Here is a 10,909-nt window from a genome sequence, read left to right as displayed (position 1 = left end):
GCTTAATTACTAGGTTGTTGAGCAAAGTGGTGACAATCTCATCGGCATTAACTACTAAAGATTAAACACCAAGCAACCTTAACAACAAGAAGTAACAATGATAGAAAAGATTTTGCTAGCGGTTTCTGGGTTAGGACACGCCGAAGAAATGCTCAAAACTTTGAAGGAAGTGCCATCAATCCAAAATGCAAAAGTAACAGTTCTGCACGTTGTTCCTGCTCAAAGCACTTCGGCGGCAATGACAGACAAATGGGAAGAAGGTGGTAAAATTCTAGCGAATGCCATTCAATCTTTGAATTTAGATCCTTCTCAAGTATCATCGATATTGCGCCAAGGTGATCCGAAAGATGTTGTCTGTCAGGTAGCAGATGAAATGGATGCTGACTTAATTATTATGGGTTCACGCGGACTCAAGCGTCTGCAATCAATTTTATCGAACTCAGTCAGTCAGTATGTTTTTCAATTGTCTTCTCGCCCCATGTTACTGGTTAAGGATGACATTTATGTCAAAAAAATTAAGCGCATCATGGTGGCGATGGATAACTCTGATGCAGCTAAACATTGCTTAAATTTAGCTTTCTTCTTATTGCAGGGTATTCAGGGTAGTCAATTAATTTTGGCGAATGTCACTACTGATTTACGTGGTAAAACCTCGGAAGTGGCTGAAATTAGCCCAGACAAAAACCCAGTTTTAGCCGCAGCCGTAGCAGAAGCGCAAAAATACGGTGTGTCTACTCGCTGCTATTCCAGTAGCGGTAAACCTGGAGAAGAAATTTGTCGCTTGACAGAACAATTGAGCGTAGATTTATTATTGCTCGGTTCTCCCGATCGCCGGCCATCAGTGGCTAAGAATTTTGTCGATATCGACCGGCTCATCGGTGCTTCTCTGTCAGATTATGTTCGTGTTAATGCGACTTGTCCTGTTTTATTAGCACGAACAACTGCTTAACTGCCTTCTTAGTCTAGCAGTTGATCAATAAAAACCCCCATACCATACAGTATAGGGGGTTTTATTTTATACAGACAATGATCAACTATCTTTTTTACCTTCGCGGCTGGCAGTTTGGATGTAAAGAATTATCAAAAATACGGCGGGAACTAGCACGAACAGAATGCTCGCTACGAACCCTAGCTCATTAACTTGCATGGCAAGGAAGCCTCTCTCTAATTTCCATTTAACAATTTTAGAATAGCATTATCAATGCCAGTGTTAGCTCTTTTTTTTTACTTCCCTGCATCAGCCTTTGCAGGGAAGAATTAAAAAGATTAAGGTTTAGTCACTACGCTGACTGCGCCATTTACTAAAGTTTGACAAGCGAGACGGTAATTAGCAGGCTTTTTCTTCAGCATCCGGTTTTCCACATCTGTGGGAGTAGAAAGATTTTCTATGCCTTCAACTATCTCAACTACACAAGTACCACACTGACCGTTACCGCCGCAATTTGTGAGTTTGCCAATAAATTTATAAATGTCAATCCCATTTTCTATTGCTTTTAACCGCAAGTTAGCACCATCCGCCGCGATGATTTCTTTATTTTCTTTGACAAATTTGATATTGCCCATAACTGAATAATTCCTCTTTAACTGCACGCTGGCCGGGCTGTACATCTATCTTACTGAGTCTACCCTAATTTATTACAAAAAATTAAGAATCATCAAGAGAGAATAAGCACAAAAAAATAGGACAGGTGCTTTACCTGTCCCATCAATTGATTATTTCTTAACTTACCTAAATCCCACTGCGGCTTGCCATACGAAAGCAAGCAATAAAAAGAAAACGGGAATAATGGGGAGAACGTCTACCAAAGGATCAAAAATTTGGTAAGCTTCAGGCAATTTTGCTAACAACAGTGCTGCTTCCATGTTTGTTTAAATCCACCTAATCCAACACAGCTTTCATAATTGAGATGTATCTTAACACGGTTTGGGCATTGGGAATTGGGCAATTCCATTTTGGATTGGATTTCCATGTGACATCTAAAATTCCTATTCCTCATTTCCTATTCCCAATTCTCCATTTTCTGATGAATTGAGCCAGTGACCAAATTCTGCCATGAAGCGATCGCTTAATATAGCTTCTCGAATTTTTTGGGTAAAACGAATCAGTTCGGTAATATTATGAATACTCAATAAGGTATAGGCTAAAATCTCTTGCGATCGCACTAAATGGGAAATATAAGCCCGGCTAAAATTTTGACACGCATAACAAGGGCAAGTTTCATCTAGCGGCGTAAAATCTTCACGGAATTTCGCATTTTTTAAATTCCAACGTTCACCTTTAACCATTGCTGTGCCATGTCTAGCCCAACGGGTAGGAATCACGCAATCAAATAAGTCTATACCAGAGGCGATCGCAATTACCATTTCTCGATACGTACCTACACCCATTAAATAACGTGGCTTTTCGGGTGGTAACAAGGGTGCTGTAGCTTGGACAATTTGCGCCATCATTTCTGGTGGTTCTCCCACACTCACACCGCCAATCGCGTACCCAGGTAAATCTAGCTGAGTTAAAGCATTAGCAGCTTTGGCACGTAAATCTAGATATACGCCTCCTTGCACAATACCAAATAATGCCTGATCACTACGCTGATGAGCTACAGTACAGCGTTCTAGCCAACGGTAAGTGCGCTCAGTTGCAGCTTCTACCTCTTGGCGAGTAGCTGGGTAGGGTGGACATTCATCAAAGGCCATGATGACATCAGCCCCCAGAATATTCTGAATTTCTATCGAGCGTTCTGGCGTTAACTTAATAATTCGCCCATCATGGGGAGAGCGGAAAGTTACGCCCTCTTCCGTAATTTTCCGCATTTCACTTAAGCTGAACACCTGAAACCCACCAGAATCAGTCAGCATAGGCCCATCCCAGCCCATGAACTTATGCAAACCGCCTCCACCAGCAACAATTGCTTCCCCTGGTTGGAGATGGAGATGATAGGTATTAGATAGAACCATCTGCGCCCCAGTTTCTTTTAATTGGGCTGGGGTAACAGTTTTGACATTAGCCAGCGTTCCCACAGGCATAAATCGAGGAGTTTCTACAACACCGTGAGGCGTGAAAAATACACCGGCTCTAGCTTTAGTCTGGCTACAACGCGCCAGAGACTGAAAAGAAAATATGGCACTCAAGGTAAAAATAAGGTGATTTCACTATATGGACAAACTTAATGAGAACTTAAGCGTAAACTTACTTATTGAGATGATGGTCAATTTTCCATGTTCGATGCTCAACCCAAACCTGCATTTCTTTGTTCTTCAAGCATAAATTCTCACAATAATTGGTAATAGACAAACAGCAATTGATGTTACTTCATCTGCTACTGTGTATCTATTACCAATTTGGAACTTTTTGAGTATATTGTATTTAGATTATTATTTAAAACGAATCACAACAGTCATCATCAATTTCTGCATCCCATCTAGCAGCCAGCACTTCATCCATCATCGCCTCGATAGCACTGACATTCCATCGCCTTTCTTTACGTTCTTGCATAGGAGTTGATAAGGGAATCAATCGCAAACAAATGCCTTCTTGCATCAAATCAAAGTAGGTTTCTTGTTGCAGAGACTGCTTGAGTTCTAAATAATCAAAACTATCAACATTCAAGTAAAGCGCATTGTTAGCGACTAAGGTAGACCTTTGCGGGTTAGCAAATACTTCCATCACATCCCCTTCACCCTCGCTCAGTAGCTTGTCTTCTTGGGTGTAGATGTAGTGGACTCGGCCTAAATCAGCCAATAGTCGTTTCATGTCGAGTTTATTCACAATAATGCCCGTGTTAACAATGCACGGAGCAGGTATCTTGGTGTCGGGTAGATGATGACTCATAGAAAAAATGAAAATGAGCGTGAGTGAGTCCAACGCAGCTAGACAATTGCTTACACAGCTTGTTGACCCTCTACATAAAAAAATATCAACTTTTGAGCGCGATCGTTTAATAACCTCAAGTAGATTATTAACTTTCGGTGGCAAAACAAAACTATACTAAGTGGGAATTTACTGTGTCGCAATTTTAGCTTGTTGAATCTAAATGGTATTGCGTTGTGATAAGCGGGACAAAAACGAGATTACAGAGTCCAGCATAGCAAAATTTGCTGAGTGATCCCTTCATGAACCACAATCTTATTTAAAGATTTAAAATCTATGAGGACTTACACAACGAGACGCCTTGCTGTGAGAGGAGATAAGGCTTACATCGTGAGACGTTAGGTTTTCTCTCCGTTCTCTGCGGTAGCGTTGCGTATCCGTAGGATTCACCCCGAAGGGTACCCGGAGCGTGTCGTAGACACAGGCTAGTTGAGATACTCCCCGACCTAAAAACTCGTACACCAAGCTTGATTAAACTCTTGATAACTCATATTTTCTGCACAGTACCACATCAGTTTGTAGGCATCACAATATAGTTGTAAATTTTGTTCTTGTACCGCATCAGTAAAATATTCCTTTAAAGACACAATAACTTTTGGTAACTGTTCATGCAGAATAGTTTCTTTGATATTATCTGCTGCTCGTTTGCGTAAAGATTTGTTTTTAGTTGCCTTGAGCAGGGCTAATAAAGTTGTCAATGCTATTTCATTACCTGGATCAAATTCCGCTAACTTGTAAGCCCTGCGTCTTTTAATATTTTCATCATCAGAGGATGATATACCTCTAACTAATGCCGGAATTTTTCCAGCATTAGAAGAAAATATAGGGTTATATTGTAGTAGCTTTTTATTTTCTTGTTTAGTTTTAATTTCTCCGCAACGCAAGACAATTAAATTTTCTACAGCTTGTCGTTGTTGTGATGTATCTATAGCTGATGTAGCTATTGTTTCTAATGTCGAAATAGCGATCGCATTTCCAGCATCTAGTTTTCCCAATGAATAAGCCGCTTTGCGGCGTGTGGCTTCATTCTTAGTACATTGTATCACTTGTACTAACGCCGCGATCGCGATAGAGTTACTGGGGTCAACTCTACCCAAACTATAGGCTGCTTGCCAACGGATAGAGTCATGACGGACTGTTTTGACTAAGTTTTCTAGTGTAGCGATCGCAATTTGATTTCCAGGGTCAAAAGTTCTACCCAGACTGTAAGCAGCATTCCAACTATCAAACTCATTTTGGCATGATTGAATAAATTTTTCCAGGGCGGCGATCGCTTTTACACGATCAGTTTTGAGTAACGCTACCCGCGCACCTTCCACAATAGGCGGCGGATATCTCCACCACTTTTGTTTTTGCAAATGAAAATAGCCAAAACGCCACCTAATTAATTGGTGAATAATGTCATCAGCATTTTGATAATCGCCAAACTCTGCTAGACATTGTGCCGCTAAAAAGTAGGCTTGATAACCATAAAATCCGCCACATTTATCATCAAAATTAATTAAAGCTTGGATAAATGCTGTTTTATCTGCTTGCAGTATATCGTTTCTACCAAGCCATAGTAAAATTACTTCCCGCCATTGTGGTTCAAAAATATGGTAATTATTTTCTATATGTAGTGAACAATTTTCACTACTCTCCATTTGAGAATTTAAGAAGAACTGCCAATTTGTAGTAGCTTGAGCAGCAAAATATTCTTGAAAAGTTGGATGGTAAAAAGCATAAACTCTTTCGCTTACATTTTCTGAAATCCCAACTTGATTTAGCCAACCTAATTGCAAAGCTAATTGGAATAAACCATCATCAGGATTACCCAACACTTGACATAAAAAGCTATGTTTCAGGCGAAATTTAGTTTTCTCTTGAGTAATAGCTAATAATGCTAATTCTCCTAATGCTTTATTTAATTGCTGTCTCTCAGCTAAATTTGTAGGAAAACGGTCTTGCTTCCACTCATAAATTGCCTCAACAAATTGCTCATATAGCATGGCTTTAGTAGTAGGCAAGCTTCCTTGTCCCAATCCCCAAATGCGGCATAATAAAGCCAACCGTAAAGGATTTTTCACAGCATCTCTAATTCGTCGCCGTTCGGGTTGATCTAACTCAAAGCGTAGTTTTTCACCTATAGTTGAATCTGCACGAAACCATCGTTGAATAAATTGTCCTACTCGATCTGGTGTTTGACTATCACCGTAGGTAAAATGCAAGTTGCAATAGGTATCGAAATTTTCTAAAACATTCTTCCCCGCATCCCAAACATTGCGCCGACAAGTCAAAATCACCGTAGCATCTGCTACCCAACCTTTAAGATAACTGGCAATTCTTGCTAAAGCCAGAGTAGATGCGATCGCCATTTCATCTACAGCATCTAGTAATAACCATACCCTTCCTTGATTAAACTGTTGGCAAAATTCCTCCTCTATCTCTGCGGAAACACGTAGCTTGCGAGTAGCTGAAGGTAGCCAATTTTGAATTAAATACTGTTCTAAACTCTTACCCTGTAAGTCCGCTAAAGAAATCCAAATCGGCAAGTCTGTAGTATTTTCTAACACCCAAGTAGCGATTTTTTGAAGTAAAGTAGTTTTTCCTGCTCCTGGTTCACCAATAATAGCAATCCGTTTACTTTGTTTTGGTTTGATTACCTGTTGCAAAAATTCCTCATGATCAAAAGTTTGAGTAACTTCAGTATCTTCTGGTTCGTATAAACGAGAACCTTCTTGAGGAGTTACATCACCACGATAACGCGATCGCTGTTTTTGTTCCACCAATCCCAAAGACACATAAACTTGCTCTAATTCAAAACTCAACCCATCGGCGATAGTTAGAGGATTGGTTGTGAGTCGTTTAATATTGTTGACTTCTAAATCACCACGACAAATTTGTTGCCAATCCAGGAGTAATACAGAAGAAGTGTTTTCAATAGATATCTCTGTTCTGGCTGCGACTTGCTGAGACTTTTCTAGACGACGACATTCCCATTCCCGATCAAATTGTTGCAAGTTGGCTGCTATATCTTGGCGTTTATGCCACAAATTGAGAGTAAAGTGCCAAATTTCCGAACCGCTACGAGATGGACGGTTATCTTCTAAAATCTCCAAAAAATCAGCAAACCGCTTCAGGGATTCCTTAATTTGTTCGGCGTTTAATTCAATATCACCAGAACTCAAATTTGTTAGGAACTGGAGAAATCTAACTTTCGTTCTGACAACTAACCGATGTTCACTTTGCCAACGAGTTTGAATCTGAGGACGCAAAGCATCTAAAGCTGCATCATCGCAGTCTATTGCATCATTAGCATAAGCCAACAACAACCCTAATAAATGCCGCGATCGCTTTTTTGCTTCTGGGCCATAACTCGCTCTTGCCATTTTTATTGTCGCCGAAATTAACAAAGTCCGGGGAATCCCCTAAGTTTAGCAACTTCCCCCAGCTCACACAGCCAGATTTTACAAGCAGTTGAGACAATAAACATCCTGATTAGCTTGGGGGAAACTCTTCCGCATATCCTGAATTTATAGACAAGGCAACTCAAGCATATAAATAAAAACCTCAATCTATAAACCAACAAACGAAAAAATATTACTCAAAACGATTATGTTAAAACTAACTTACACAGAAAATAGCTTTCACCTAGAACATCTCAACGAATCTTTGTCAGATTGGGTAAGCACAAGAGTCATCTTAGCTCTGCGTTCAGCTACAAAACTTCATATCGAACCCAGCACTGCGGCATTTCTGATTGCAACTGAATCACCTCTCATACCTGACTTAGAACAGCTATCTCAAGAACATACCTTAGAAATTTGCCCTTGTGACGCTTCCTTAGCCGAAGTTATTCTTAAAGGCACTTGGCTAACATCCGATATAGACAGCGAAACAGGAATTTTTGTGACAACCTTGAACCAATCCACTGAATTACTCCTCCAACACCTCTTCAAAAACCAGCAACAACCATCTACAGCCTTAGTGAATTAACTTAGGAAACACTCTGCGCCCCTCTGCGTTCACTTAGCGTTACTCTGCGTTAAAAAACTTACAAGCCTTAGTCACCCTCTTGTATAAGTCTTGCTGTTCGCGGGACTATGGTACAACTTCCGAACCCAGTCTTGAAAACTGTCCTAGCCAGTTGTGCCGCCTTTCCCCGAACAGCACCCCCTTCAAAAATATTGACATAATTTTCAGTCTTGCTGTTTGCGGGACTTTGGTATAACTTCCGTTCCAACCTGTTAAGTTGTCCAGCCTAGTTATGCCGTTTTCTCCCCAAACAGCATCCTCATGTTTTAACACTATTACTCTTATGAATACTCATAATACCAACCGTGCTGATCAGGTAGCACAGGAAGATTTGGTAATGTTTATCAATGCTTGTCTTGCTTGCACAGGACAGCGTGAATTTTATGATGATGCTTACGGACAAAGACTATCAATTGATTTTTTACACGATTATATTCTAGGTAATTACCGCCTACTGTATGTCCGTTCCTTAGCAGCAGGTATCAACCATTTCAATCAAGCCCAAATCATCCTGAAACTACTAGCCACAGGAAAGGATACGCATCCAGAGCATCGAGAAGAAGAAGGCGCACTCATCGCCCATGCACTCAACACCTTACCGCCCCAAAGAGCTTGGGGGGTATTGCAACAACTACGTCAAAGAAAAATTAACAATCGTCGTAGTAGAGCGATCGCACGGGATTATTTAAATATGCGGCGTGATCTGAATTTTGATGCTGTGAAATATCGTGCTAAAGTACGAGCGATCGCCACCCATGCACACTTGAAATTACAAGGTGAATTAAGTAATTTCCTGTTTCGCAACTGGCAGAAAAAAGTTTATACCACCGAGTTATTTGAAAACTTTCGCCAAGCACATTACAGTGCCGAAGCAGTGTATCAACTGCCTTTTACAGTCGCCGAAGGCTTGGCCACAAAACATAAAATTCCCCGCGACGTTTTCTTATCCCGAATTCAACAGCAAATGACTTTGGGTGAAAAGTTACGTTTCCAAGGTGCGGCAGAACGTATTGAAAAAACCAACATATATATAGATGTAGATTTGGGTCGTCTTCCCCTCACCAAGCTGGCGTTATATATCCTTTCCTTACCTCTAGAAACACGACAACAGCAACAAGAAGTTTTTACCCAAGCTTTGGTGCGATCGGCACAATTAGTGTTAAAAAAAGCACCTATGCAACTTGGGAAAGTTGCAGCCGTCTTAGATTGTAGCTATTCCAGTTCTGGCTCTAGTGAAAAGCATCGCCGTCCTTTGGGTGTAGCCGTTGCTGCACACTACCTATTAAAAGCAGCATCACGAGAATATCAACCCTTTTGGACAGTACCCACCACAGATCCACTCCAAGCCCGTCCTTTTGGACAGACTGACTTAGCCACACCACTACTAGCAGCCTTAGCATCCGGCGCAGACTTAGTAGTGATTGTATCTGACGGTTGCGAAAACGATCCACCCAACGGTGCGGCAGAAGTGTTACGAATTTATCGCACCAAATTAGATCCCCAACAACAAACCTCCATCATTCACTGCAACCCTGTATTTAATACTGAAGACTTTTCCTTACATAACCTCAGCCCCAGCATTCCCACTGTCGGACTCAGAGATGCAGAAGATTTACCGACAATGCTCGGCTTTGCCCGGTTTGCTGATGGTTCTGCACCTTTATCAGAACTAGAAGCTTATTTAGCCGCAAGAGTGCAACAAATGTTGAACAATTCCATCAAGGCTTAAACATGGCACAGAAGAAAAGATTATTAACAGATATATCTCTCAAAGGATTAGAAATTGCACCTTCACAAGTCAGAGGCGCAATCCGTATTGTGCCACTAATCCGGCGGAACATACGTAATGATTTGCGCTTAATACGTCGTCCCTATCAAGAGGATATGACAGTCGTTGGACTGGAAGGAAAAATTACAGAACCAGGGATGAAATATTTTTCTTATGTCCCCCACGGCTTAGTCATGTCCTGGACTGATGATGGTAGTCCTGTAGCAGCTTGTGGTGGACAGATAGTCAAGCCTGATGGTCAACGTCAAGAATGTGGTTGTACAAGCGTGCGGTTAATGCACCGTATGGCCAAGCGAGAATCAGCTAACCAACTCAGATTTCTGCCTTTACACCTAGCAATGGAAGGTTTTTTATCGCTGTTTTTCTCTGGACCGACAATTGCTTGGAGTGAATATTCTAAATATGCACTCTCTCATGGGTTGGGTTCGCGCTACGAAACTTCGGTGAGTGGACGTTACATTGCTGGCTTGGAAGATGCTTTACGTGTGTTTGAAATTCACGAAAGACAAGTTGGGGTGTTAGTCTTCGTTACCGAATCATTAGCATCAGCTTTTGTAGTCCCCACTCCAGAAGACTATCGTGCCTTACATACCAGCCTTCTAGAGGATTTCTACGGTGAGTTGATCTACCAGTACAGCTTACTTTACGACACAACCTGGCCAATGGACACAACTATAGAAGATGAGTCTAAGATTAATAGTTTGGCAGATTTGAAAGGAGCGATCGCTAAAATGCGAGATGACTGGGCATCGTTCCAAGGCTTTATGGCAGAGGGATTATTACAACGCCAGTTAAATTCTCAGATAGTTTATACGGCTGGTTCTTTTCTACTGCAAAAATTCATCACAGACTTACAACCCAAACACAAAAACTACATTGGCGAAGTAATCATCCGGGAATCAGGAGAACTAGAATATCTCAAAACTTATCGCCTATCAGAATCACAAACTCGTCGGGCTTACCTACTAAGTCAGCTAGCCAAACACAACTGGAATCTCGAAGCCACTGCCAAGGCACTCTCCCAAACTAGCCATGACTTCATTTCTCGTCTAGAATCTGCTGGCTTTGGATACTTGCTAAATCAAGCAGTGCGTGATGCTGCACTCAAAAAAACCAAAAAATCATCGAGATGATTGGCTCACGTAGGTAGATTAGAGGAAATAGCAGAAAAATTGTAGCCTGGAATGCTTATCTGATAAGGATTCTGAAGAGTAATAAAAAGACTGCAAGATTTTTTT

10 protein-coding genes are annotated in these 10,909 nt (G+C 41.1%); 4 read left to right on the top strand and 6 right to left on the bottom strand.

Features of this window, described 5'->3' with window-relative positions; genetic code table 11:
• The first annotated feature begins 97 nt into the window (after positions 1 to 97).
• Entirely contained in the window at positions 98 to 949 is an 852-nt protein-coding gene (locus tag VB693_RS25635; protein WP_190695275.1) for a universal stress protein, read from the top strand.
• An 81-nt stretch (positions 950 to 1,030) separates the two neighbouring features.
• Here VB693_RS25635 and psbM read toward each other — a convergent pair whose 3' ends face one another.
• The 6 genes from psbM to VB693_RS25605 form a co-directional block, all read right to left on the bottom strand.
• Complete coding sequence (gene psbM, locus VB693_RS25630) at positions 1,031 to 1,147, bottom strand: photosystem II reaction center protein PsbM (RefSeq protein ID WP_069350885.1); 117 nt, start codon at positions 1,145 to 1,147, stop codon at positions 1,031 to 1,033.
• A 119-nt stretch (positions 1,148 to 1,266) separates the two neighbouring features.
• Positions 1,267 to 1,563, bottom strand: coding sequence for a 2Fe-2S iron-sulfur cluster-binding protein (locus VB693_RS25625; RefSeq protein ID WP_190695272.1), 297 nt, complete (start codon positions 1,561 to 1,563; stop codon positions 1,267 to 1,269).
• Positions 1,564 to 1,725: 162 nt separating this feature from the next.
• Entirely contained in the window at positions 1,726 to 1,863 is a 138-nt protein-coding gene (locus tag VB693_RS25620; protein WP_010995059.1) for a photosystem II reaction center protein K, read from the bottom strand.
• Between the two features lie 123 nt (positions 1,864 to 1,986).
• Positions 1,987 to 3,129 carry a tRNA guanosine(34) transglycosylase Tgt gene (gene tgt, locus VB693_RS25615; protein WP_323268711.1) on the bottom strand — a complete coding sequence of 381 codons (1,143 nt, stop codon included), beginning with the start codon at positions 3,127 to 3,129 and terminating at the stop codon, positions 1,987 to 1,989.
• Between the two features lie 247 nt (positions 3,130 to 3,376).
• Positions 3,377 to 3,829 (bottom strand): hypothetical protein, encoded by a 453-nt coding sequence (locus tag VB693_RS25610; RefSeq protein WP_323268710.1) that lies wholly within the window; start codon positions 3,827 to 3,829, stop codon positions 3,377 to 3,379.
• Positions 3,830 to 4,314: 485 nt separating this feature from the next.
• Positions 4,315 to 7,236 carry a HEAT repeat domain-containing protein gene (locus tag VB693_RS25605; RefSeq protein WP_323268709.1) on the bottom strand — a complete coding sequence of 974 codons (2,922 nt, stop codon included), beginning with the start codon at positions 7,234 to 7,236 and terminating at the stop codon, positions 4,315 to 4,317.
• 226 nt (positions 7,237 to 7,462) lie between these two features.
• On the opposite strand from VB693_RS25605, the gene VB693_RS25600 reads away from it, so the two are divergent.
• The 3 genes from VB693_RS25600 (at position 7,463) to VB693_RS25590 (ending at position 10,804) form a co-directional block, all read left to right on the top strand.
• Positions 7,463 to 7,843, top strand: a complete 381-nt coding sequence (locus VB693_RS25600; RefSeq protein ID WP_323268708.1) for an alr0857 family protein — start codon at positions 7,463 to 7,465, stop codon at positions 7,841 to 7,843.
• Positions 7,844 to 8,165: 322 nt separating this feature from the next.
• Positions 8,166 to 9,611: a hypothetical protein gene (locus VB693_RS25595; RefSeq protein ID WP_323268707.1), complete on the top strand. Its 1,446-nt coding sequence runs from the start codon at positions 8,166 to 8,168 to the stop codon at positions 9,609 to 9,611.
• Between the two features lie 2 nt (positions 9,612 to 9,613).
• On the top strand, positions 9,614 to 10,804 hold the full coding sequence (locus tag VB693_RS25590; RefSeq protein WP_323268706.1) for an ARPP-2 domain-containing protein: 1,191 nt from the start codon (positions 9,614 to 9,616) through the stop codon (positions 10,802 to 10,804).
• The last annotated feature ends 105 nt before the right edge of the window (positions 10,805 to 10,909 follow it).

Origin of the sequence: Anabaena sp. UHCC 0399, from assembly GCF_034931465.1 — a bacterium.
Classification (GTDB): Bacteria; Cyanobacteriota; Cyanobacteriia; order Cyanobacteriales; family Nostocaceae; genus Trichormus; species Trichormus minutissimus.
This window is presented reverse-complemented; position numbering and strand designations above follow the sequence as displayed.